At 42.9% G+C, this 21,525-nt stretch carries 27 protein-coding genes; 12 read left to right on the top strand and 15 right to left on the bottom strand.

What is annotated here, in order from left to right; genetic code table 11:
* Window positions 1-24 precede the first annotated feature (24 nt).
* The gene (locus AC1RM2_RS03260; protein WP_492983325.1) at window positions 25-225 is read left to right on the top strand and encodes a hypothetical protein; all 201 of its coding nucleotides are present in this window, start codon (window positions 25-27) and stop codon (window positions 223-225) included.
* Window positions 226-726: 501 nt separating this feature from the next.
* Here the strand turns inward: AC1RM2_RS03260 and AC1RM2_RS03255 are convergent.
* Entirely contained in the window at window positions 727-1,377 is a 651-nt protein-coding gene (locus AC1RM2_RS03255; RefSeq protein ID WP_492983323.1) for a Pr6Pr family membrane protein, read from the bottom strand.
* Between the two features lie 16 nt (window positions 1,378-1,393).
* Window positions 1,394-1,993 (bottom strand): hypothetical protein, encoded by a 600-nt coding sequence (locus tag AC1RM2_RS03250; protein ID WP_492983321.1) that lies wholly within the window; start codon window positions 1,991-1,993, stop codon window positions 1,394-1,396.
* A 206-nt stretch (window positions 1,994-2,199) separates the two neighbouring features.
* On the opposite strand from AC1RM2_RS03250, the gene AC1RM2_RS03245 reads away from it, so the two are divergent.
* From AC1RM2_RS03245 to AC1RM2_RS03235, 3 genes are all read left to right on the top strand, one after another.
* Window positions 2,200-2,394, top strand: coding sequence for a hypothetical protein (locus AC1RM2_RS03245; protein WP_492983319.1), 195 nt, complete (start codon window positions 2,200-2,202; stop codon window positions 2,392-2,394).
* A 69-nt stretch (window positions 2,395-2,463) separates the two neighbouring features.
* Entirely contained in the window at window positions 2,464-2,961 is a 498-nt protein-coding gene (locus tag AC1RM2_RS03240; RefSeq protein ID WP_492983317.1) for a VOC family protein, read from the top strand.
* Window positions 2,962-3,096: 135 nt separating this feature from the next.
* A complete protein-coding gene (locus tag AC1RM2_RS03235; RefSeq protein ID WP_492983315.1) occupies window positions 3,097-3,441 on the top strand; it encodes a DUF7957 family protein in 345 nt (114 codons plus the stop codon).
* A gap of 177 nt (window positions 3,442-3,618) precedes the next feature.
* On the opposite strand, the gene AC1RM2_RS03230 is transcribed toward AC1RM2_RS03235, so the two are convergent.
* From AC1RM2_RS03230 to AC1RM2_RS03205, 6 genes are all read right to left on the bottom strand, one after another.
* Window positions 3,619-3,813 carry a Txe/YoeB family addiction module toxin gene (locus tag AC1RM2_RS03230; protein ID WP_492988233.1) on the bottom strand — a complete coding sequence of 65 codons (195 nt, stop codon included), beginning with the start codon at window positions 3,811-3,813 and terminating at the stop codon, window positions 3,619-3,621.
* Window positions 3,814-3,872: 59 nt separating this feature from the next.
* A complete protein-coding gene (locus AC1RM2_RS03225; RefSeq protein ID WP_492983313.1) occupies window positions 3,873-4,094 on the bottom strand; it encodes a DUF2683 family protein in 222 nt (73 codons plus the stop codon).
* A 325-nt stretch (window positions 4,095-4,419) separates the two neighbouring features.
* Window positions 4,420-4,635, bottom strand: a complete 216-nt coding sequence (locus AC1RM2_RS03220) for a hypothetical protein (protein ID WP_492983311.1) — start codon at window positions 4,633-4,635, stop codon at window positions 4,420-4,422.
* Window positions 4,636-4,740: 105 nt separating this feature from the next.
* Window positions 4,741-5,142, bottom strand: coding sequence for a hypothetical protein (locus tag AC1RM2_RS03215; protein WP_492983309.1), 402 nt, complete (start codon window positions 5,140-5,142; stop codon window positions 4,741-4,743).
* 25 nt (window positions 5,143-5,167) lie between these two features.
* Entirely contained in the window at window positions 5,168-5,740 is a 573-nt protein-coding gene (locus AC1RM2_RS03210) for an RNA polymerase sigma factor (RefSeq protein WP_255369948.1), read from the bottom strand.
* Between the two features lie 329 nt (window positions 5,741-6,069).
* Window positions 6,070-6,639: a hypothetical protein gene (locus tag AC1RM2_RS03205; RefSeq protein WP_492983307.1), complete on the bottom strand. Its 570-nt coding sequence runs from the start codon at window positions 6,637-6,639 to the stop codon at window positions 6,070-6,072.
* A 337-nt stretch (window positions 6,640-6,976) separates the two neighbouring features.
* Between AC1RM2_RS03205 and AC1RM2_RS03200 the strand changes: the two genes are divergently transcribed.
* Window positions 6,977-9,826 (top strand): hypothetical protein, encoded by a 2,850-nt coding sequence (locus tag AC1RM2_RS03200; protein WP_492983305.1) that lies wholly within the window; start codon window positions 6,977-6,979, stop codon window positions 9,824-9,826.
* Between the two features lie 110 nt (window positions 9,827-9,936).
* Here the strand turns inward: AC1RM2_RS03200 and AC1RM2_RS03195 are convergent, their stop codons facing one another.
* The 4 genes from AC1RM2_RS03195 to AC1RM2_RS03180 form a co-directional block, all read right to left on the bottom strand.
* On the bottom strand, window positions 9,937-10,359 hold the full coding sequence (locus AC1RM2_RS03195; RefSeq protein ID WP_492983303.1) for an endonuclease domain-containing protein: 423 nt from the start codon (window positions 10,357-10,359) through the stop codon (window positions 9,937-9,939).
* A 136-nt stretch (window positions 10,360-10,495) separates the two neighbouring features.
* On the bottom strand, window positions 10,496-11,284 hold the full coding sequence (locus tag AC1RM2_RS03190) for a copper homeostasis protein CutC (protein WP_492983301.1): 789 nt from the start codon (window positions 11,282-11,284) through the stop codon (window positions 10,496-10,498).
* A gap of 109 nt (window positions 11,285-11,393) precedes the next feature.
* The gene (locus tag AC1RM2_RS03185) at window positions 11,394-12,407 is read right to left on the bottom strand and encodes a glycosylasparaginase (protein WP_492983299.1); all 1,014 of its coding nucleotides are present in this window, start codon (window positions 12,405-12,407) and stop codon (window positions 11,394-11,396) included.
* Window positions 12,408-12,577: 170 nt separating this feature from the next.
* Window positions 12,578-13,018 (bottom strand): putative signal transducing protein, encoded by a 441-nt coding sequence (locus AC1RM2_RS03180; RefSeq protein ID WP_492983297.1) that lies wholly within the window; start codon window positions 13,016-13,018, stop codon window positions 12,578-12,580.
* Between the two features lie 58 nt (window positions 13,019-13,076).
* Between AC1RM2_RS03180 and AC1RM2_RS03175 the strand changes: the two genes are divergently transcribed.
* From AC1RM2_RS03175 to AC1RM2_RS03155, 5 genes are all read left to right on the top strand, one after another.
* Complete coding sequence (locus tag AC1RM2_RS03175; protein ID WP_492983295.1) at window positions 13,077-14,045, top strand: helix-turn-helix transcriptional regulator; 969 nt, start codon at window positions 13,077-13,079, stop codon at window positions 14,043-14,045.
* 55 nt (window positions 14,046-14,100) lie between these two features.
* A complete protein-coding gene (locus tag AC1RM2_RS03170; protein WP_492983293.1) occupies window positions 14,101-14,451 on the top strand; it encodes a DoxX family protein in 351 nt (116 codons plus the stop codon).
* Between the two features lie 4 nt (window positions 14,452-14,455).
* Window positions 14,456-14,896: an EVE domain-containing protein gene (locus AC1RM2_RS03165; RefSeq protein WP_492983291.1), complete on the top strand. Its 441-nt coding sequence runs from the start codon at window positions 14,456-14,458 to the stop codon at window positions 14,894-14,896.
* Window positions 14,897-14,907: 11 nt separating this feature from the next.
* Window positions 14,908-15,330: an SRPBCC family protein gene (locus tag AC1RM2_RS03160; protein WP_492983289.1), complete on the top strand. Its 423-nt coding sequence runs from the start codon at window positions 14,908-14,910 to the stop codon at window positions 15,328-15,330.
* Window positions 15,331-15,502: 172 nt separating this feature from the next.
* Window positions 15,503-15,970: a GyrI-like domain-containing protein gene (locus AC1RM2_RS03155; protein WP_492983287.1), complete on the top strand. Its 468-nt coding sequence runs from the start codon at window positions 15,503-15,505 to the stop codon at window positions 15,968-15,970.
* A 240-nt stretch (window positions 15,971-16,210) separates the two neighbouring features.
* Here AC1RM2_RS03155 and AC1RM2_RS03150 read toward each other — a convergent pair whose 3' ends face one another.
* Window positions 16,211-17,545, bottom strand: coding sequence for a dihydroorotase (locus AC1RM2_RS03150; RefSeq protein ID WP_492983285.1), 1,335 nt, complete (start codon window positions 17,543-17,545; stop codon window positions 16,211-16,213).
* Between the two features lie 181 nt (window positions 17,546-17,726).
* Here AC1RM2_RS03150 and AC1RM2_RS03145 point away from each other — a divergent pair, with 181 nt between their 5' ends.
* On the top strand, window positions 17,727-18,251 hold the full coding sequence (locus tag AC1RM2_RS03145; RefSeq protein WP_492983283.1) for a hypothetical protein: 525 nt from the start codon (window positions 17,727-17,729) through the stop codon (window positions 18,249-18,251).
* 66 nt (window positions 18,252-18,317) lie between these two features.
* Here the strand turns inward: AC1RM2_RS03145 and AC1RM2_RS03140 are convergent, their stop codons facing one another.
* Entirely contained in the window at window positions 18,318-19,001 is a 684-nt protein-coding gene (locus AC1RM2_RS03140; RefSeq protein ID WP_492983281.1) for a heme exporter protein CcmB, read from the bottom strand.
* Window positions 19,002-19,090: 89 nt separating this feature from the next.
* Here AC1RM2_RS03140 and AC1RM2_RS03135 point away from each other — a divergent pair, with 89 nt between their 5' ends.
* Complete coding sequence (locus AC1RM2_RS03135) at window positions 19,091-19,576, top strand: methylated-DNA--[protein]-cysteine S-methyltransferase (protein WP_492983279.1); 486 nt, start codon at window positions 19,091-19,093, stop codon at window positions 19,574-19,576.
* On the opposite strand, the gene AC1RM2_RS03130 is transcribed toward AC1RM2_RS03135, so the two are convergent.
* The gene (locus AC1RM2_RS03130; protein WP_492983277.1) at window positions 19,565-21,508 is read right to left on the bottom strand and encodes a hybrid sensor histidine kinase/response regulator; all 1,944 of its coding nucleotides are present in this window, start codon (window positions 21,506-21,508) and stop codon (window positions 19,565-19,567) included. The genes AC1RM2_RS03135 and AC1RM2_RS03130 overlap by 12 nt on opposite strands.
* Window positions 21,509-21,525 lie beyond the last annotated feature (17 nt).

The following is a 21,525-nucleotide window of genomic DNA, read 5'->3' as shown; positions in this document are numbered from 1 at the left end:
TATCAATTAAAACAAACAACTACCATGGCAATATTAACAATCCAAATCCCCGACACCGAAGTAACCACGCTATCAACCATTGTTGAGCGTATTGCAGGCAGCATATTAAAAGTAAATGCAGATGAAGACGTTTACACCAACGATTGCTTACAAAAAGAAGAAGATCATTTTATAAAAAGCAAACTGGCCACATCATACCCATTTAACCACCTCTGGAACGATTAAGCCCGTAGCGAAAATAATTTGATATCCTGTTAATACGCCATATGGGAAAGCTGAAAACTCAAAGCTTTCCTAAAAAAAGACGCCGGACTTGAAAAATCCGGCGTCTTTTTTTGTTTTATGGCGCTTTGTATGGGTAACATCGATGTGGTTGCTGATCGGTTTCTAAAGATATATTTTGTTGACACATCGGGGCTTATTTAGAGGCGTAGCCTCGGCCAATCTTGTAGCCACGGGTTTTAACCCGTGGAAAAAAACGAAGAAAATGATTGAGAGCCGTAGGTTCGATCCATATGAGCGACGCGTATATATCGTTTGAACAAATTGAAAATACCTGGATTTACACCCTAATATGTGCAGTGCCGACGGCCCTTAGGAAGAGTTATGTAGAAGCTAATTGAAATTGAACAACCCATACTAAGCGTCATAGAGCCTTTTTTTGTTTTTAATAATATTAACCACGCTGTGATTTATAAGATAGAGTGTGCTACTCTGTATAAGGTGCTATTTATATGTTCTTGCTGCCAGCCTGTTGTTTAGTATCATAAATAAGCCCCCAAACAATAAAAAAGCTACCATCACAAAAAAAGAATTGATAGCCACTTGCTGATAGCCCAGTTTATCGGCATCAACAAAAGGGTAGGGGTAAAAATGGTAAATAGCACCGCGAATAAGCACATAAACAAGGTATAATAAAGGATACCACAACCAACCTGCCGCCTGCCGCCATGATAGTTTTGTTTTAGGGGTAAAAAACAACCAGAAGATAACGAAAGCTATAGGGTTAAATACGTGGGTAAGCTCGTTGGTTAGTGCAAACAAGCCCTTTAAATGTACAATACTACGTAATACAGTGTTGAAAATTAGGCCCACTATGGTGATATAAAGCGCTACAGCGGTAACTACACTGCTGCTGCCAAAGAATTTTTTAAAAGCCGAAGCTTTGTTTAAAACAACAGCAATAAGGCAAAACCCAACCAGTATATTACTTAGTATTGTAAAAAAACTAATTATTTGAACTATGGCGCCACCAAAGGTGCGGCCCTGTTGCACATAGGCGGCTGTAGAGATAAAAAATTGCAAAATGACAGAAAACCAAACAATCAGCGCTAACAATATGGCGTATATGAATGCCGGTTTATTTAGTTTTTGCACAATCATGGGTCGGGTTTTATCGCTTATTAACGCTGTCTAACATAACTTGTAACGAATGGTTGTTTTTACGCACACTCTCTATTACACCAACATTTGTTTTTACGAAGGAGATTAACTTATCCGAGGGCTCATCGGCCCTGATCACCTTGTTGGCTTTCATGTTACGGAACAATGCCTGCGATGTGCGTATAATTCCCCAGGGTAACCCCCACCAGCCCATTAAGGCTGTTGACGAGGTAGCACGTTGGTTGGCTTGTTGCAGGCATGACGGGCAGGCAATCATGAGCTTTTTTTTGTACTGTGTTAGTATAATAAAGCTTTTAACGCTGCCAATTACTATTGCGTTAAGTGGTTGGGCCGTACTACTGCAAACCGGGCATGGCTGGTTGCGGATAAGCGAGATATAGCTATCAATGGCTAAACTGTCCGGAGTGGTAAGTTGCACATTTACGCCGTTCATAATACCTTCATCCAGCCCGCGGCTTTTTATCTCGGCTTTTAGTAAATCTAACGCTTCGGGTCTTAGGCTTGCGGCTTCGGTTATGGCAAGGCGGGTAAGCTTATCGTCGCTTAGGTTTTTGTAGGTGGTTTTTAACTGTTCAATATCGGGTTGCATGGCAATAAATGTAAATAAAAGAAATTAATAGGCGGCCGGATATTTAATAAGTTCGGGGGCTGCTTGAATACCTGGGGGCAATAAAATATTTAGGCTAAAATATTTTTATTGTGTTATGTTAACAATAAAGCAACCGTAACAGATTATTGAACGTAAACATGAATAATATGAGGAGTTACGTTAATATACCAAAAACCATAAACTGCATGTTTTGTAAAACATGCGGCGCGCGCCCGGTTATTGAACTGGCGCCAGAAGGGCTTTATGTAGTTAAATGCCCTAACGATGACGGCCATTATCAAACCCGTATGGGTTTAATAGATATTGACGACTGGAACAGGAATAATACGGTTAATGTTGTACCCGAACACGAGTTTAATCACCAATATCTGTTTAAGTAATATTTCTGTGATTTGGTCTTAGTGTTATATAAACACATATCTTTAGGTTTTTTAACCAAAAAACTTAAAATGAGCCTTTTACTCAATCTTAATACCCGCAAACCGGGTAACCTAAAATTAATATGTTTAATTGCTGCCCTTGTGTTACCGGGCTTTTGCTTTGCCCAATCGGGTACCGATGCCGTACCCGTGGTTGACCATATTGCCATCTGCGTAAAAGACCTTAAAAAAAGCGTTGCTTTTTATACCGATGTAATGCATCTGCGCAAGGTAGGCAACCCTTTTAAAGATACCGTGCACCAATGGTACAGCCTGGGCAACGGGGTAAAATTACATGCCATCCAGGGCGACTGCGCCGGCGTACACCCAATAGCCGAGCATTTGTGTTTTTCGGTAGGGTCGGTTCAGGAGTTTGCCAAAGTTTTAGACAGCCGCAATATTAAATACAGCAACTGGAAAGGTGATAGTAAAGAACCAACCTTAAGGGCCGACGGCGTGCTGCAACTTTATTTCCAGGATCCGGATGGTTATTGGATTGAAATTAACAGCCCGGCGCCTAAGAAGTAGTTTAGGTTGTACGTTTTACGTGATACGTTTTGCTTGGGTCTATAAGAATTACGTACAACGTCCAACTTACAACGTTATCCGTAGAGTAGCTTGTACGTTTTGCGGTTGTGTAATTGTTACTTTGATAATTATTTAATGAACTATAATGTAATTGGCAACGCCTTAACTTTTGCTAATAAAACAAATGTCGATTTTGAATACCCTATTTTAAAGATATTAGAAGTTGATGATTTGCTGATAGTCGTATTAGATACCCCGAACACGAAGGACGACAATAGAAACGTTTTTGCATTTAGCATAATAGGCGATTACCTGTGGCAAATAAAGGATGTAGAGCTTTATTACAAAGGCAATTGGTGTCCGTACATTGGTGTGGCTATCAACAAAGAAAACGAAGTTGTTCTTTTTAACTGGTGTGATACTGCTGTTGTGATAAATCCGCAGGATGGTGGAGTACTCAGAAGATACCAGACAAAATAACCTTTGCGTTTTTGGAAGTATTAATTTACGCAACAGTTTTCGGGATAGTAGAACTATGATCTGTTTGATATTTAGCTATCACATGTAATTTGTGTAAAGTGATTATATATCACACGAGAAAGTTACCATTCCTCAAGGTACTATTTGAGGGGCTTCCAGAAGACAAAAACGATTTGTTTATTTTGTATAATGAAACCGTAGCGAATATACTGTAATGATGTTTTTCTCTACTTTATATACTATGCGGTGTTCCTGATTGATCCTTCTTGACCAGGCGCCAGAAAGATTATGCTTCAATGCCTCTGGTTTGCCGATACCCGAAAATGGATCGGTGGATATTGCCTGCAATAATTGGCGAATACGCTTTAAAATAACTGTATTACCGCTTTTTTTTCAGTATTACAGTTCTGTTAAAGCCTCGGTGGTAAAATTTATTTCTTCCATATATCATCAAGACTTAGCTTGGTGATTTCTCCCCTTTTTTCCTGCTCTATCGACTTTTTTAAGTGCGCAGCATTGGGCGGTGATGCGTTCAGATATGTCGTGTCGTCCATTTGTTCGCTGGCATCATAGTCTACATGCAGCGCATCCAAAAAAAATCGGATTGCAGTTTCTTGCTTATCTGATACAGGGTGGACGGTCAATGTTGTCATATAACAAATATGCTTTTTTTTTAAATGTTCCGTCAATCAAAATTGTTTTTGCATTTCTTTTCAAGAGGTTCTGTGAAACGTTTGCGATTTACGCCGACTTTCCGGCACAGGAGAAGTAAGTTTGGAGGGGTTGCACGTCGTACGTTTTACGTTTTTTGTTCGGGTGTATAGGAACTACATACAACGTCCCATTTACAACGTCATCAGTATTCCGGAACCGCAGAAGAAAGGTTGTAAAGGTTGTACGTAGTACGTTAGATGTTTTACGCTTTTGGGGGTTGTATAGGAACAACGTATAACGTAAAACGTCACACGTACAACGTTATCAGTATTCCAGCTCCTGGCAATGTATCCCTGCGCCAATCAATAGCCTTTCGATGTAGCGGGGCGAAAGGTTGTCGGCCTCAATGCGGAGTATATTATCGCAGTCTTCCAGATCGAAATTCCATTGGGCGATAGCCGGAATTTTGGTAAGCAAAGTGGTTACTTTGTTTACCTGCCTTTTTTCTTTAACGCTTGTTGAAAATACCAGGATATCCATATTCAGTAGTAAGTAGTTAGTATCAAGTAGTAAGATTTTTGGAGGATGGTTGTGGTGGGTAGTTTCCTTTTTGAAACTACTCACCACTCACCATTCAACCATTCCCTAATCTCCTTTTTCCTCCGTCGATGCAAAATCGTCCCATGGGCGGCGGCCAAATCCGCCGTGGCCGTGGTTGTCCCAGTTGCACATGCGGTCTTTCAGTTTGGCTTTAAATTTTTCCTTTTCTTCGGGGCTCATGTTTTTAAAACGTTCTTCCATACGTTTGCGCATCCACGGCGAGCCTCCGCGGGCCCAGCCCGGTTTACTGCCCTTACCAAAGCCAAACAGTATTTTGCATAGTATAAATATGCCCATTGCCTGCCAAAACGTTATTACGCCTACGTGCAATATTACAGGCAGCAGATTGTTCCATAACTGCATCACCACAAAACTGATGAGCGCCAGGATGGCGGCTGCTCCTATAGGGAACAGTATAAACCGCGCTTTATAAAATGATCTTTTCATTATCTTTTAATGTTTTAAATTCTTTTTAATATTCTGTTATTTCAAGGTATAACTGTTTAAGCCTTTTGCGCAGGTGCAGCACGGCGTACCGCTTGCGCGATACCAGGGTGTTGATATTTTGGCCGGTGCGGATAGCTATCTCCTCAAACGGTACATCATCAAGCTCATGCCAAATAAAAACTTGTTTCTGCTCTTCGGGCAATTCATCCAGCGCCAAAAATAATTCGTCCCAAAACAGGTTGCGCAGGTATTCGGTTTCGGGTGTACTGGTTTCGGCAAACAGGATCGATTTAAAATTATCGGTATCCTCTTCATCGTCATCAGTAGCAAGCATATCATCCAGCAGGGTCTCCGTCTTTTTTTTATGCTTATCGGTTATTTTGTTGCGGGCTACACGGTACAGCCACGCGCTTGTTTGCTCAATAGGCTCCGAGTTGATAACCGAACTAAACTGGTACCACACATCCTGCAGAATGTCTTCGGCATCGGCATCGTTGTTTACCCGCCGCCTTATAAAACTCAACAGGCTTTTACCATACGCTTTAATGGTATGTATAATATGACTGTTTTTGTCTTCGGGCATTACGGCTGTTATCAATTTATTATTCCTTTAAAGGTACAGACGATTGATGATTGAAAACATTTTAAATTATTTGAAAAAAGATTTTTGGACAGCCGGACGAAGACTTCCAGATGTATGGACATAGTTTTTTGGGGATTTACTATCAGCCCACCCGAAAAAGCATTATAATAGGTTTTTCGCGCAAAGATCGCTAAGGCGCAAAGTGATTTGCTTGTTTGTTCTTAGCGGATATCGAGATGGTTTATCTGGACAGTGGGTAAAGGCAACTGTACAGGACTCTTTAACAAAACTTAGCGTGGCAGGCTCGTCCAGGTTGAATCTAAATGTATACGGAACGGGCATATCTATCTACCTAAGTTGTTAATTTCACTTCGCCAAAATCCACTTTCTTTAAATATATTGGCGTTAAGTTTTTTAAATTCGTCCTTTAGGTCTGTAATTTGAGCGGTAGAGAAATCCGAGTTCAAAAAAGCATCCTCGCCATTCTCATCTTGTACCCTTTTAACAAAGTTTTTATAAAATAGCAAGCACGATGCTAATTCTACAATATTGTTATTTATCACAGTAATAATTTCAAAACCCTGTTCGTGGTCAAGAAGTATAATTTTATCATCCCGGGTAATATCAAAACAAATTGGATTGCCGGTATTATCAGAACCAAGAATCCAGTAGTTTTTGGTTCTTTCATCTAAGTTAAACTTGGAGTAGCAATCCCAGATACTTAGAAATTTCCCTCGATAACTTCGCCACCCAAAGTCAAGGAATGGAGCAGCAGTTTCTGGAAATCCAATTTTTAAAAAATCCTTTGTTGAATTGTTAATTGGGGCCTTTTCTATTTCACTAACATCAAATATTTCCCATTTGCTAAAGTTGTCAGGTTTCCATGACTTTTTAAATTCTTCTATAAATTCCATTGTTATGACGGTGATAAATTAGATTCTATAGGTACGGTAGATGATAACTGTTCTGTTTGTTTTTTACCCTTAAAGGTATGAGTTATTATGAATAGCTACAAATTGTCGAAAAGGAAGGTGAGTCTCGACGTTGTCCCAAATATTTGGATGCGCCAAATTAAGCAATACATTAGTTTAGTGTTAACCATGTTAAAATATAAAATATTGATTATCAAATATTTATAAGTTTTTTATCTGAAATGTGTTAAGTTATGTTAACCCAATCAGATGCGTTTGCCCTGTCATCCTTATTGCTTTTGTTGCTTAAATTACAAATTGTACTTACTTTCAACCTTTAATGAACAAATGCCCATCTGCCTATAAAATATTGCCCAAATTACTGCTGCCCATATTGCTTGCGGCGGTTACCACGGCCAGCGCCCAGGAGTTTGGTGGCAATCCGCCATCTATCAAATGGAAGCAGGTAAATACGCCGGCAGCTAAAGTTATTTTTCCGTACGGCATGGATACCGCAGCGTTTAATGTGGCCAATATTGTGCAGCAAATGAACGGGCTGATAAAACCTACTATAGGTAATAGGCAACGGCAAATTAGCATTGTGTTACAAAACCAAACTACGATATCAAACGCCTACGTAGGTTTGGCACCGTTCAGGAGCGAGTTTTTTTTAACACCCGAGCAAAATAGCTTTGATATAGGCAGCCTGCCCTGGCAACAGCAACTGGCCATACACGAGTTTAGGCATGTGCAGCAATACAATAATTTCAACGTAGGGTTATCCCGTTTTCTGCGCATACTTTTTGGCGAAGGCGGGCAGGCCCTGGGGAATGACCTATCGGTACCCAACTGGTTTTTTGAGGGCGATGCCGTATTTAACGAAACCCATGTAAGCCAACAGGGCAGGGGGCGCCTGCCATACTTTTTTAATGGCTACCGGGCATTGTGGGCGGCGGGCAAAAATTATAGCTACATGAAGCTGCGCAACGGATCGTACCGCGATTATACACCCGATCATTATCCGCTGGGCTATATGCTGGTTTCGTACGGCCGGGATAAATATGGCGCCGACATCTGGAAAAATATCACACATGATGCGGCGGGTTTTTATACGGGTTTATATCCATTTCAAAACGCCGTAAAAAAATATACGGGGACCAGCTTTAAAGCATTCGCAAACCAGGGACTTGATTACTTTAAAGGGCAGTTTGCGGCAGATATGCAAAACCAGCCTGTTAAAACAGCAGCCCCCAAACACTTTGATGCCGATAGGGAGTACCCTGCTTTTGTAAACGACAGTACGCTCATATACATGAAGAGCAGTTACGATCATGTGCCTGCCTTTGTAGTTAAAACAGGGGATATCGAGCGTAAAATAAGTACACGTTCCTACTCGCTCGATAATTATTTTGATTACCGCAACGGTAAGGTAGTTTATGCTACCTATCGCCCCGATGTCCGCTGGGGATACCGTGATTACAGCGAACTGATGCTGTTGGATGTAAATACTGGCCAGGAGCATCGCATTACCCAAAAGGCCAAATATTTTGCCCCTGCTTTTAGTGCCGATGGTAATAGTATTGTAGCTGTGCAGGTTGGTCCGTCGGGTAAAAGCGAACTGCATATTTTGAATGCCGATGGTAAGCTGCTGAAGGTTGTGCCTAACCCGCAAAAGCTGTTTTATACTTACCCTAAATTTTACAAAAGCGACCTACTGCTTTCGGCAGTGCGCAATTCCGAAGGTAAAATGACCCTGGCTCTGATTGATATAGCCACAGGCGATGCCAAATATTTGCTGCCGTTTACATTTAAACCAATAGGTTTTACAGCGCTAAAAGGCGATACGGCATATTTTTCGAACGTAGCAGAGCGGCAGGACAGGCTGTTTGCCTTAATGATTGGCGCTAATAAGCTTTACGAGTTATTGCCAATGGCAAATGATGCTACGATAGGCAGTTATCAGCCGGCTGTTACCGATCATAAAATGGCCTGGGTTGGCTTTACCGCAACAGGTTACAAAATAACCGAGGCAAACCGTAAAGAGCTGAAATGGATTGATGCCGGTGATTTATATGCCAATAGTAATTTGCCCCTAATGGGGATACATGCGCTTGAAAAAGACAGCTCGGCCAATATGCTGGCCCGCGTTGCAGATAAACCATTGCCGGTTTCCAAATATTCAAAACTGCATGGCCTGTTCAACTTTCATAGCCTGATCCCCAACATCAGCGACCCTAATTATTCGGTGGCCATTGTGGGCGAAAACGTTTTGAATACATTTCAATCGCAGGTTTCTTTCAATTACAATACTAACGAAGGTTACAAAGAGTTCAGCTTTGATGCCATATATGGCGCGCTGTTCCCGTACCTGTCTGCCGGTGCCGATTATACTTTGGATAGGCGGGGCTTTGCCAAAGGCAACTACGTATACTGGAACGAAACCCAGCTACACGGCGGTTTACAGGTACCACTCAATTTTTCGCAAGGCAAAAACTTTACCGGCCTCACCATTGGCAGCGACCTGTATTTTAATCGTACCAGTTTCCAGCAGCCCTACGCCGCGCAGTATGCCGATAGGAGCTATACCTACCTCAATAATTACATATCGTTTAACAATCAAACCCAAAGGGCCCGCAAAAATATTTACCCGGCCTTCGCGCAAAGCATCAGCATAAATTATAAGGCTACGGTTGCAGGCGCAAGCGCTACACAATTGTTGGCTACAGGTTCGTTTTATTTCCCGGGCCTTGTTACCAACCACAGTTTTGTAGTAAGCCTGGCGCACCAGCAAAAGGGTAAGGATGATGTAATCAGTTTCTCTAACAACTTCCCTTTCAGCAAAGGTTACGCCGCCCAAAACCTGGAGGATATGAACAAGTTGGGCTTAACCTACCATTTCCCGATAGCCTATCCCGATGGCGGCTTTGGCAATTTGGTTTACCTGCTGCGTTTGCGCGGGGCTTTATTTTTTGATTACACCCACGCTACCGCCGGTAATTTTTACACCGATGGCAGCAGCTTTAAACAAAATTTCCGCTCGGCCGGAGGTACTCTGTTTTTTGATACCAAATTTTTTAACCAGAACAGCATCTCGTTCGGTATCAGGTACAGCCGTTTGCTGGATGAAGATTTTTTTGGGGGAACCGGGAGGAACAGGATAGAGCTGGTATTGCCGGTTACGTTTTTTTAGGGGGAGAGGGCTGATAATAGTGATATAAGGGCAAGCAAAAGCAAAGCCCTGTGCAATTCCCTCCCTTGGGAGGGCAGGGAGGGGTTCTACGCCATTAAGGTAGCCGTCATTTATTTTAATAATTCAAGATTGAACTCCTTCGGTAATTTTATTTCAGGATTAACCTTAACGATATCGACAATTGCGCTTTCGATGACCCTGATCACATTAAGCATATCATTTTTCATTTCAGATTCAGAAAATCGAATAAAAAATATCCCAAAGCTTTCCAGCTTTTGCTGCCGCAATTCGTCTTTTATAAATGCTTCCTCATAATTGTGCGACATGCCATCTATTTCTATAGCAAGCATCAAATCTTTACAATAAAAGTCGACTATGAAATTATCAATACAACGTTGCCTGTCAAAATCAAAGCCCATGACCTTATTGTCCTTTAATTCATTCCATAGTAACACTTCGCCAAAGGTCATGTCCTTTCTGAGCTTGCGGGCTAAAGCTTTTAGTTTTGGATTATAAGGGATGATTCTTGACATGGGTATTACGTTGGTTTGAAAGGACGCTTTGAGAAACCCCTCCCTACCCTCCCAAGGGAGGGAATCGCACGTAGCCCTTCTTTTTTTGCAACGTTAAAATGGTATTGCCTTAACCCTTGATTCTTGTCTCTTGATTCTAATTTCCATTCGCCAACTCAATCAATTTCTTCACCCTTTCAACACTGGTAACATCGATAGTCTCCTCGTCACCAGGCACATCGCTGAGCAGGATATGGTCGTTATGGTATTCCATTTTGCTATGAACAGGTATGCGTGCCGATGAATGCACCTCAGTTACTTTGGTAAAACGCACCAGGTCGGCAACGTTGGCTTCGTTTACGCCGGCGCCTGGCATAATGCTAATACGGCCGGCTGCGTTTTGTACCAGGTGGTTTAAAACAGCAGCGCCTTCCATCGCTGTGCTTTTACCGCCGGAGGTGAGGATCCTGTCGCAACCTATTTCAACAATATCTTCCAGCGCTTTATAATGGTCTTTACACATGTCAAAAGCGCGATGAAAGGTAACACCCAGTCCCCATTGTTTAGCAAGGCGCACCATTTCAATACAGCGCTCTTTATCTATAGTACCATCGGCATGCAGGATACCTATAACCACTCCATCGCAGCCAACGTCAATGCAATAACGAATATCGGCCATCATGATATCATATTCCAGGTTGGTATACAAAAAATCGCCGGCGCGGGGCCTTATCAATACAAAAAGTTTAATATGCAGTAGCTTACGGGCCATAAGTATTTGCCCGTGCGATGGGGTTGTGCCGCCTTCTTTCAGGTTCTCGCAAAGCTCAACACGGGTAGCGCCGCCTTCCTGTGCAGCCACAGCCGATGTAACCGAATTAGCGCAAACTTCGAGAGAAACTTTATTGGTCATTTTGAGATTCGTGTTTTCTGGTTCGAGGATCATGTTTTCTGGTTCGAGGTTCGGGTTGCCGGGTTCGAGATTGCATAGTCATCAACGAAACCATCATTGTTTAAGCCCTGCACCTGATCCTCGCACCCCGATAACCGAACCTCTATTTATAATAGCTTTTACCTGGTATTAATAAATCCTGTTGTTTGGCATCACACACCGCGAACGAGAAACCACTTTGGATGGCATAGGCACCATATTCGCCCTTTTTATTGATAGCTAAAAAGCCAACCTGTATTTGTTTGGCTGTTTCGGGTTTCTTTTTGATGATGCGGTGCACAGCTTCTTTACAGGCATCCTCGGGCGATAGGCCCTGGCGCATCAGTTCAACCACCAAAAAGCTGCCTACGTTACGTATCACTTCTTCGCCAACACCGGTTGATGTGGCGCCGCCAACTTCGTTATCTACATACAAGCCCGCGCCAATGATGGGGCTATCGCCCACGCGGCCATGCATTTTAAAAGCCATGCCGCTGGTAGTGCAGCCACCAGATATATTGCCCTTGGCGTCAATGGCGAGCATGCCAATGGTATCGTGGTTATATTTACCACCGGGGCGCTTACTGCCATTCTCTATATTCATTACGGGGCTGTATTTGGCGGTTTTAAGCCATTCTTTCCAGGCTGCTTCGGCCTTTGGGGTTAATAGCTTTTCCTTCTTCATACCCTGCTCAACGGCAAATTGGGTAGCACCCTCGCCAACCAGCATTACGTGGGGTGTTCTTTCCATCACCATACGCGCAACTGATATAGGGTGCGCTATGTTTTCCATTGCCGCAACAGACCCGCAGTTGCCCAGCTCATCCATAATACATGAATCAAGTGTAACGTGGCCATCACGATCGGGCGTTCCCGTACGTCCAACAGTGCCGTTGGTTATGTCCAGTTCTTCGGGTACGCGTGCACCCGCTTCAATAGCATCCAGCGCGCGGCCGCCTTTTTCGAGGGTTTTCCAGGCCTCCTTGTTGGCTAAAATTCCAAAATCCCAGGTGGATATCACGATAGGGAAATTAGCTTCGGGTTTTAATGAAACGGTTTTTGCTATAGCTGACTTTGAAAGTGCTGCTAAAGAGGCACCTGCAGCTGATATTTTGATGAACTTACGGCGATTGTACATATCGCTAATATAGGTAAAACATGCAAAAAGTAAAGAGCCTCACCTAAATCCTCTCCAAAGGAGAGGACTTTTAAAAGAATAGTTTGGTATGTTTAAAACCATGATTTTTTATACATATAGAACCTGCAAATCAAGAACCCTCTCCTTTGGAGAGGGCAGGGTGAGGCTCTTTACTCAAAATCCTGGTGACAGTTAAAACAATGCCATGCCTTGCGGGCATAAAACGGGAAAACCAGCAGTAAAAACGATACAATGGCGGTAAGCCAATGTACCCTTTCAACCGTAGCCTCGCCATGGCGTACGTTGGTTGAGCCACAAAAAGGGCATATTACCGCGCTGTTGGTTTCTTCATCCAGTTCTATATGGTCAAGCTCGTGCATATCGCCTTCGGCGGCTAATATGGCGCGGCATCGCTCCAGGTCGCGTTCAAATATTTTAAGTTTGATGCCGCCTACAGCCTGGTTGTATAATGGGTTTGCGGTAAGTGTATTTTCGTCGGCGATAAAACAGGGAATTCCATTATCTTCCAGCTTGGTGCGCACAATGTGCGCCAGCATAACATCGTAATAGTTTTCAAATGTTATAATTTTGTCGTCCTGTTCAAGAGCCATAAAGCTGATAATTGAAATAATAATACAAATGTAACCCCTTTTTTGTTTAATTTGGTGTATGAACCGCATCGACCGCATATCTGCCATTTTGATTCAGTTACAATCGCGCCGGGTTGTTAAGGCCGGTGATATTGCCGAACGCTTCAATATCAGCCTGCGCACGGTGTACCGCGATATTAAAACCCTGGAAGAGGCGGGTATCCCCCTGATAGGCGAAGCTGGTGTAGGTTACTCCATTATGGATGGCTACCGCCTGCCGCCTGTAATGTTTACCCGCGAAGAGGCCACCGCTTTTTTAACGGCCGAAAAGTTTGTAGAAAAGCTTACTGATGCAAGCACCAACGCGCAATATCAATCGGCTATGTATAAGGTGCGGGCTATCTTGAAAACATCAGAAAAAGATGCGCTTGAAAACCTGGATGGCAGCATTGAGGTGATGAAAAGCCACAGCCAGCGGCGGGCCACTGGTACTAATGATCACATTCAAACTATACTGGATAGCATTATTCATAAAAAGGTATTGTGTATTGATTATTTTGCCGCCCATAGCCAGGAGAATACCCGTCGCGATATAGAGCCTGTTGGCGTGGTTTACCTGGATGCTTTCTGGCACCTGATAGCCTATTGCCGCCTGCGCAATGATTACCGCGATTTCCGGATCGACCGTATTCGCAAACTGGTGGTTACTGATAACAGCTATAGCAGTAGCAAGCACCCAACTTTAAAAGCCTACATAGCCCAAACCATCAAAGAAAAAGATTTGCAGATGGTGGTGATCAGGGTTGATAAAGAGATTTACAATTACCTGGAGCACCAGAAATATTACAGTGGCTTTATCTCGGAAAAAAACGTGGGCAATAAAATAGAGATGACCTTTTTAACCGCGTTTATAGAAGGCTTTGCCCGCTGGTATATGATGTTTGGCGACCATGCCGAGATCATTAAACCCGATACCCTGAAAGATAGGGTAGCAGAAATAATTACTGCTATAAGCCAGAAAAATTTGCAGGAGTTAAATTCCTACTGACATACTGCTGTCATCGGCCTGTGTTTTATTTGTGCTATCATCAAATCTAAAACACATGGAAATTAAAACAATCCTTCTTTGGGTGCTGTTATTGGCATATTTGGTACCCGGTTACATTTTTGGCTTCCAGAAATTACTCGGTCAAAAAGAAAAAGTGCAGCAATTTAAAGACTGGGGCTACCCGCTTTGGCTTATGCACTTGCTGGGCTTTGTAGAAGTGCTGGGCAGCAGCCTGATGCTTTACGGGCCAACCCGCATATACGGCATGGCGCTGTTCCCGGTAATTTTGGCCGGCGCCGTTTACACGCACATCAAATTCCGCGACCCTAAAAAAGAGGTAATGACACCCGTTTACGTAGGGCTGCATTTATTGGTCATATTTTTGTTAACCCTATCAATAGCTTAACGTTATGAAATACTGGATAACCGTAGTATCAAAAGATCATATTACCCGCGGCGTGGCCGGCGGGTTTATGCAAGCCAATCATGGTAAACAAGGGCCGCTAACCCGCATGGCAACCGGCGATTGGGTAATCATCTATTCGCCTAAGAAGAGTATGGACGGCGACGAAAAACTGCAGGCATTTACTGCCATAGGGCAGGTTGCTGCCGATGAGATTTATCAATATAAAATGAGCGAAGATTTCAAACCTTTTCGTCGCGATGTTACTTACTATCAATGTAAGGAAACACCGATAGTGCCCCTGGTAGATAAATTGAGCTTTATGCCTAATAAAAAATCATGGGGCTATCCCTTTAGGTTTGGTTTTATTGAACTGCCCGGACACGATTTTGAGCTGATAAAAAATCAGATGCTGATAAACGAACCAACACCAATAAACAATAAATAAAACACCTGATTATGGAAAAGCTAACGTTAAAAACCGAAATTAAATTTAAAGCCCCTGCCGCTAAAGTTTGGCAAGGCCTTACCGACCCGGCAATGGTAAAAGAATACTTTTTTGGTACCAATTTAGAATCGACCTGGAAGGTAGGAGAGCCCATTAAATTCAGCGGCGAATGGGATGGGCATAGATATGAAGACAAGGGTACCATCCTGGAAATTGAGCCGGGCAAATTTGTTACCTACAGCTATTGGAGCAGCATGGCCGGTACCGAAGATAAGCCCGAAAACTATGCCAATATCACTTACAGCCTGGACGAAGAAAACGGCGAAACCACATTAATCATTATCCAGGATAATATTAAAAATCAGGAAGCCAAAGAGCACTCTGAACAAAACTGGAAAGGTATGTTTGAAGGGCTGAAAAAGATGATTGAGTAAGACTCCGCTCGTTATTGCGAGGTACGAAGCAATCCCGAACTATGTGTGACTTTGCATGTAGGGGATTGCTTCGTACCTCGCAATGACGGTTCGCAATGATGAATAATAATATTAAGTAAGCTACATAATAAATTGACTAAAAGTTAATTATAAATCAGTATAACAAATAGTAATGACATCAATAACAGCAAAAGAGCATCTTAAAGGCTTCTTTTTGGAAGGCATTTCTGTACGCACAACAAATCAAAATGGCCAGTCGGCAAAGGACATTGGCGAACTATGGGGCCGGTTTATGGACAATAACGTGCTGCTGCAGATTGAAGACAGGATAACAGACGAGATATACTGTGTATACACCGATTACGAAAGTGATTATACCGGCTTTTATACTGCTGTGTTGGGTTGTAAAGTAAGTTCGCTGGATAACATCCCCGAAGGGCTGATAAGCCTGATAGTGCCTGCGGCCGATTATGTAAAATATGTTGCCAAAGGCCGTCTGCCCGATTGCGTGGCCGAGGCCTGGCAAAACATATGGGGCAGCGATTTAGATAGGAAATACATTGCCGATTTTGATGTTTGGGGAACCAAAGCCCAAAACCTGGAAGACGCTGAAGTGGATATATATGTTGGGGTAAAGTAGCAATTTCTCCCTCTTGGTACCTACCCATGACATGTTCTATTTTCCTGTCTGTCATCCTGAGGTACGAAGGATCTATTAGCCGTACGTGACCGATAGAAAAGTTCGCGAATAGATCCTTCGTACCTCAGGATGACAGTCTTTTATTTTGAATGTCATTGCACCTTCAGAGTCCCCGGATTTTACAATTTGCTATGACGGATGGCTTAAAGAATTTTCTGTATCAAATAAATGTCACTCCTGCTACCTGTTAAAATTCAGGCGTTTACCGGCTTTACCTTCTACCAGGCTTCCGTTGGCGTACACAATATTGCCCGATACCAGTGTGTAAGCTATCCGCGAGCGGAAGGTAGTGCCTTCAAAAGGGCTCCAGCCACATTTATATAAAATGTTGGCCTTGTTTACGTTCCAGGGGTTATTCAGGTCAACTAAGGCCAGGTCGGCCCAGTAGCCTTCGCGGATAAAGCCGCGCCTGTCAATCTGGAAGCAGGTAGCAACGTTATGGGCCATTTTTTCGGCTATTTGTTCAAGCTTAATTTTGCCATGGTGGTAAAGTTCCAGCATGGCAGGCAAGGCGTGTTGTACCAACGGGCCGCCCGAAGGGGCCTGTAAATAAGGCTGTGCTTTCTCTTCAATGGTGTGCGGGGCGTGGTCGGTGGCTATTACATCAATACGGCCATCTAAAACAGCCTGCAAAATAGCGTCTCTGTCGCTTTCTTTTTTTACAGCCGGGTTCCACTTAATCAGGTTGCCTTTAGTCTCGTAGTCGGCATCTGTGAACCACAGGTGGTGTACGCAGGCCTCGGCAGTAATGCGTTTGTCTTTAAGCGGGGTGGTATTATCAAAAAGGTGCGTTTCAAGCGCTGTTGAAATATGCAGGATGTGCAGGCGTGTATTATGCTTTTTAGCCAGCTCCACCGCCAGCGACGACGACAGGTAACAAGCCTCGGCGCTCCGGATCTTCGGATGAAGTGTTATCAGGATATTTTCGCCCAGTAACTGTTTGTAGTGGTTAAGGTTGCCTTTAATAGTGGCCTCATCCTCGCAATGCACCGCTATCAGCATGGGGGAATTAGCAAAAAGGTTATCCAAAGTTTGCGGATTATCTACCAGCATGTTGCCCGTTGATGATCCCATAAAAACCTTAATGCCACAAACATTAGCTGTATCGGTGCGCAGTACCTGTTCCAGGTTGTCGTTAGATGCGCCCATGAAAAACGAGTAATTAGCCAGCGAATTACGCGATGCAATATCGTATTTATCCTGTAGCAACTCCTGGGTTAACGTGTTAGGTACCGTGTTGGGCATCTCCATAAATGATGTGATGCCTCCTGCTACAGCTGCACGCGATTCAGAATGAATATCAGCCTTGTAGGTAAGCCCCGGTTCGCGAAAATGCACCTGGTCGTCAATGCAGCCGGGGAAAAGGTAAAGGCCTTCGGCGTTTATAACTTCCTCGGCATGGGCATCAATTTGCGGGTCTATCCGGTCAATCAAACCATCTTTAATCAATACGTCGGCTATCAATTGTTTGTTTTCGTTAACGATGGTTGCTGATTTAATGAGAATAGTTTTCATATGATTTGGGAATTCGGATGTTCGATGTCGGATTTATTGATGGGCAAATTTAGAATTTAGGGCGATATATTTGCGTATGGTCCAAGCACTGATTTTGGTAGCACCGCCGATATTCAACAACATTCAGCAACCTGAACTAATATAAACTGTATCTTCAACCCATTATCACAATTTATTACCTATGGAGCAAAAAATAATTCATATTAAATTTAACCGCGTACTTTTTGCGAGCGCGCAAAAAAGCCTTTGGAAATTTGCTATGCGGAAGCCCTTTAAGCAATATATCTATATGTCGGTAGTGGCGGCCATATTAACGCTGATAGAATTCGCGCCCGACAATAAAAACCAGTTTTCTGTGAGCAAAACAATCGCCTCTGGGTTTATTTTTTACATAACCTTGGTGTGGATAGGTTTGATAGAACGATGGATAAAGCTCCAAAAGAGAATTAAAACTGTTGGCGACCGGTTTGAAAAAGAAAGGATGGATTGCACCTATATTTTTAACGACGATGGCATTTTTTACGAAGACAAAGAAAAATCCATGAAGCTAAGCTGGCAGCTTTTTAAACCTTTTGAAGCTTATAAAGATAACATTTACATTAAACAGAAAGAAACGGGTTCCGTTGTATTTCATCTCAGCCGCCAGGAACTTGGCGATAAGGATTATGATGAGGTTTATGCCTTATTGGAAAAGAAAATAGGGTAATGACGATAAAAAACAGGGGGGATTTTTCCGGGATCAAAGCTTGCTTAGTTCTTGGTCAAACTCAACCTAATCGCGCCACAAATAAGGAAAAAGCAATAATGCTGTTGTAATTACGATAGCGTTGATGGCAAATAAAACCCCGATATCGCCGTAACTCAGGCTCCGCTCTAAACCATCCATTGCTCTTTTGCTTAGGCGGATAAGGATCAGTATCACCGGTATAATTACCGGGAAGCTTAAAATAGCCATGAGCGTGCCGTTGTTGCCGGCTTTTGATGCTATGGCCGATATCATGGTAAATACTGTTGAAAAGCTAATGCTGCCCATTAACACCGCCAGCAAATAAAACCATAGGTCGCCAAGCTTATTGGTAAAAAAAACCTGGTATACCAGCAGGGCCAAAAAGCTAATGAGGGTCATCAACAAAATATTGTATATGGTTTTTGAAAGTATAATAGCCTGTGGGCTGGCAATGGAGTAGTAATACAGTAATCGGCTTTTACTCTCCTGCATAAAGCTTTTGGCAATGGCATTTACCGATGCAAACAGCATAATGATCCAGAACAACACATTCCATACCAGTGGATAGGCGGTGGTGCCGCTGAGACCCGAGCTTTGATTAAACGAAATATAGCAAACAAACACGGTGGATACCACGTACAGCAAAACCCCGTTAAAAGCATATTTCGACCGCCACTCCAGCAAAATCTCTTTTTTTAATAAATGGATGGTTTCCTGAACAAGCCTCATGCGGCAAAGGTAATAATTTGTGATAAGGGATTTTGAAGCATTTGTTTGATAGCCCCGATTACTTTAATTTTGATTACAATTAAGAAACCATGCCCATAGCATATTACCGTACGCCTATCGGAATCGTCCGCATTACGCAGGATGGCGATTTTATTTCGGGGATCTCTATCCGGGACGAGGAATATGAAATAGAGCCGGCCTGCACCCCGCTCCTGCAGATGGCTATTGATCAGTTGCAGGAATATTTTGATGGGACAAGAAAAACCTTCGATTTCCCTATTAAGCAACCGGGCACCGATTTTCAGCAGCGGGTTTGGGAATGCCTTTTAAATATTGAGTACGGCACTACAACAACTTACCTCCAGCAGTCGCAGCAAATGAACAACCCTTTGGCCATTAGGGCCATTGCCGCTGCCAACGGAAAAAATCACCTTTGGGTAGTAGTACCCTGTCATCGGGTGATAGGCTCAGACGGAAGTTTAACCGGTTACGCCGGCGGCCTTTGGCGCAAGCAATGGCTGCTGCAACACGAAGCTAATGTTATGGGCGTGGGCCAAACCAGGTTAAATTTTTAGCTTTTGGATACCGGCATTTAAAAGCTTGCTCATTTTTTCGTGCAGCTGATACGGCTGGAATGGTTTCGACAATACATCATTCATGCCGGCTGTTAAGGCCTCCTGTTGCTCGTAGCCAAATGAGGCTGCCGAAAGTGATATAATAGGTATACTCCGTTTTGGTTCCGCAAAATCAACCCTGATGGTTTTTGCCGTTTCGTAACCATTCATATCGGGCATGTGGGTATCCATCAATATAATATCGTAGTGGTTGGTTCTTAACTTATCAAGTGCTTTGCGGCCATTATCAACCATATCTACCTGTACCTGCCAGTCCTTCAGTATTTTCGATAACATAAACTGGTTTACCATGTTATCTTCGGCTACCAATACGCTTACATTTAAAAAGGGAGCAAGTGTTTTATCTGGTTTCGCAATGGGCTTTTCAACCGGTTTGGCCGATATGGTGTACCAGTTATAGAAACTGAAAGTACTGCCCTCGCCAATTTTGCTGTTTACTGTAAGTTCACCGCCTTTTAGCTCCACCAATCTTTTTACTATAGCAAGGCCCAGCCCGGTGCCTCCGTATTTGCTAACAGTATCCTCATCGGCCTGCTCAAATGATTCAAACACCCGGTTAAGCTTATCTTCCGGAATCCCTATCCCGGTATCTTCAATGCTATATTTTACCCTTACCTTATCGGTGTGCCTTTGTATAACCGATATTTTTAGCTTTACGTAACCTCTTTCGGTGAATTTAATAGCATTGCTAAGCAGGTTCATCAATATCTGGTTTAAACGCAACGAATCAACCATCATATACGGCGGCAATTCAGGATCTATCTCCAATAAAAACTCGATATTTTTTTCGTCAGCCCTAAATTTAAGAAGGTCAAATGCTGATTTAATAATATCATATACATTGCTTGCCGTACGGATAATGTTAAACTTGCCAGCCTCTATTTTAGAAATATCCAGCACATCATTAATAACCCCAAGCAATGATTTTGATGAAGTTTCCAGCAGATCAAGCATTCCCCTTTGCTGATCATCTACATTAGTTTTAAGCAGCATAGCGGTAATACCAATAATGCCGTTAACCGGGGTCCGCAGCTCATGGCTCATATTGGCCAAAAACGTTTCCTTAACTTTTTTGGTGTATTCTGCCTGATCTTTTGATTTGATGAGCTGTTCCTGGTAGCTTTTTTGGGGCGATATATCGCTGATATTGATAAATATCATTTTATTATGGTATGCTGCCCGGCACTCTCCCCATATTACCTGTTTATCAAAACGTTCAAACCTGCCTTCAAATACCGCGAAGGCCAGGTTGTCTTTAATAATTTCGCCCAGTTTTTTCCGGAATGCAGGCTGATGCTCGGCAATAGCAAGGTTAACAACGCTTGTACCTTGTAATTCGCCGGGCTTAAAGCCCAAAATGTTTTCTACTGCGGGATTAATATTTTCAATCCGCAGGGTTTGTGCGTCGACAGAACAAATGATATCTGCCGAGTTTTTTACGACTATCGAATAGTTTTTCAGCTCTTCATTTTTGAGTTTTATTTCGGCCTGCGCGCGGGCCAGGTGAACAAAAGAATCAACCTTGGCCGATGTTATATACGGGTCGAGCGGTTTGTACAGGTAATCAACAGCGCCTGTGCCGAGGCCCTTAACTGCATATTTGGTTTCCTTTGATATAGCGGTAACAAAAATTACCATAATATCTTTTGTCCGCGGGTTGGATTTGAGCATTTCAACCAGTTCAAAGCCGTCCATTTCGGGCATTTGTACATCCACCAATGCTATGGCAATTTGCGTTTCCCAGGCTATTTTAAGCGCCTCGTTAGGGGATGTTGTAGAAAATATGCGGATATCATCGCGTTTTAATAAGGCCTCAAGCGCTATTATGTTCTCTTCTCTGTCATCAACAATAAGAATATTCACAGGGGTCATGTAATATTGATTAGTGT

It is taken from the genome of Mucilaginibacter sp. GW822-FHT03E02 (genome assembly GCF_058801545.1).
The sequence above is the reverse complement of the archived record's forward strand: the minus strand, read 5'-3'. Positions and strand labels throughout refer to the sequence as shown.

Bases quoted from the DNA above. Each gene is read 5' to 3' on its own strand.
- AC1RM2_RS03260 (WP_492983325.1), top strand. From the start codon at position 25: ATGGCAATATTAACAATCCAAATCCCCGACACCGAAGTAACCACGCTA.
- AC1RM2_RS03250 (WP_492983321.1), bottom strand. From the start codon at position 1,993: ATGCAACCCGATATTGAACAGTTAAAAACCACCTACAAAAACCTAAGC.
- AC1RM2_RS03245 (WP_492983319.1), top strand. From the start codon at position 2,200: ATGTTTTGTAAAACATGCGGCGCGCGCCCGGTTATTGAACTGGCGCCA.
- AC1RM2_RS03240 (WP_492983317.1), top strand. From the start codon at position 2,464: ATGAGCCTTTTACTCAATCTTAATACCCGCAAACCGGGTAACCTAAAA.
- AC1RM2_RS03235 (WP_492983315.1), top strand. From the start codon at position 3,097: ATGAACTATAATGTAATTGGCAACGCCTTAACTTTTGCTAATAAAACA.
- AC1RM2_RS03225 (WP_492983313.1), bottom strand. From the start codon at position 4,094: ATGACAACATTGACCGTCCACCCTGTATCAGATAAGCAAGAAACTGCA.
- AC1RM2_RS03220 (WP_492983311.1), bottom strand. From the start codon at position 4,635: ATGGATATCCTGGTATTTTCAACAAGCGTTAAAGAAAAAAGGCAGGTA.
- AC1RM2_RS03215 (WP_492983309.1), bottom strand. From the start codon at position 5,142: ATGAAAAGATCATTTTATAAAGCGCGGTTTATACTGTTCCCTATAGGA.
- AC1RM2_RS03205 (WP_492983307.1), bottom strand. From the start codon at position 6,639: ATGGAATTTATAGAAGAATTTAAAAAGTCATGGAAACCTGACAACTTT.
- AC1RM2_RS03200 (WP_492983305.1), top strand. From the start codon at position 6,977: ATGAACAAATGCCCATCTGCCTATAAAATATTGCCCAAATTACTGCTG.
- AC1RM2_RS03195 (WP_492983303.1), bottom strand. From the start codon at position 10,359: ATGTCAAGAATCATCCCTTATAATCCAAAACTAAAAGCTTTAGCCCGC.
- AC1RM2_RS03190 (WP_492983301.1), bottom strand. From the start codon at position 11,284: ATGATCCTCGAACCAGAAAACACGAATCTCAAAATGACCAATAAAGTT.
- AC1RM2_RS03185 (WP_492983299.1), bottom strand. From the start codon at position 12,407: ATGTACAATCGCCGTAAGTTCATCAAAATATCAGCTGCAGGTGCCTCT.
- AC1RM2_RS03180 (WP_492983297.1), bottom strand. From the start codon at position 13,018: ATGGCTCTTGAACAGGACGACAAAATTATAACATTTGAAAACTATTAC.
- AC1RM2_RS03175 (WP_492983295.1), top strand. From the start codon at position 13,077: ATGAACCGCATCGACCGCATATCTGCCATTTTGATTCAGTTACAATCG.
- AC1RM2_RS03170 (WP_492983293.1), top strand. From the start codon at position 14,101: ATGGAAATTAAAACAATCCTTCTTTGGGTGCTGTTATTGGCATATTTG.
- AC1RM2_RS03165 (WP_492983291.1), top strand. From the start codon at position 14,456: ATGAAATACTGGATAACCGTAGTATCAAAAGATCATATTACCCGCGGC.
- AC1RM2_RS03160 (WP_492983289.1), top strand. From the start codon at position 14,908: ATGGAAAAGCTAACGTTAAAAACCGAAATTAAATTTAAAGCCCCTGCC.
- AC1RM2_RS03155 (WP_492983287.1), top strand. From the start codon at position 15,503: ATGACATCAATAACAGCAAAAGAGCATCTTAAAGGCTTCTTTTTGGAA.
- AC1RM2_RS03150 (WP_492983285.1), bottom strand. From the start codon at position 17,545: ATGAAAACTATTCTCATTAAATCAGCAACCATCGTTAACGAAAACAAA.
- AC1RM2_RS03145 (WP_492983283.1), top strand. From the start codon at position 17,727: ATGGAGCAAAAAATAATTCATATTAAATTTAACCGCGTACTTTTTGCG.
- AC1RM2_RS03140 (WP_492983281.1), bottom strand. From the start codon at position 19,001: ATGAGGCTTGTTCAGGAAACCATCCATTTATTAAAAAAAGAGATTTTG.
- AC1RM2_RS03135 (WP_492983279.1), top strand. From the start codon at position 19,091: ATGCCCATAGCATATTACCGTACGCCTATCGGAATCGTCCGCATTACG.
- AC1RM2_RS03130 (WP_492983277.1), bottom strand. From the start codon at position 21,508: ATGACCCCTGTGAATATTCTTATTGTTGATGACAGAGAAGAGAACATA.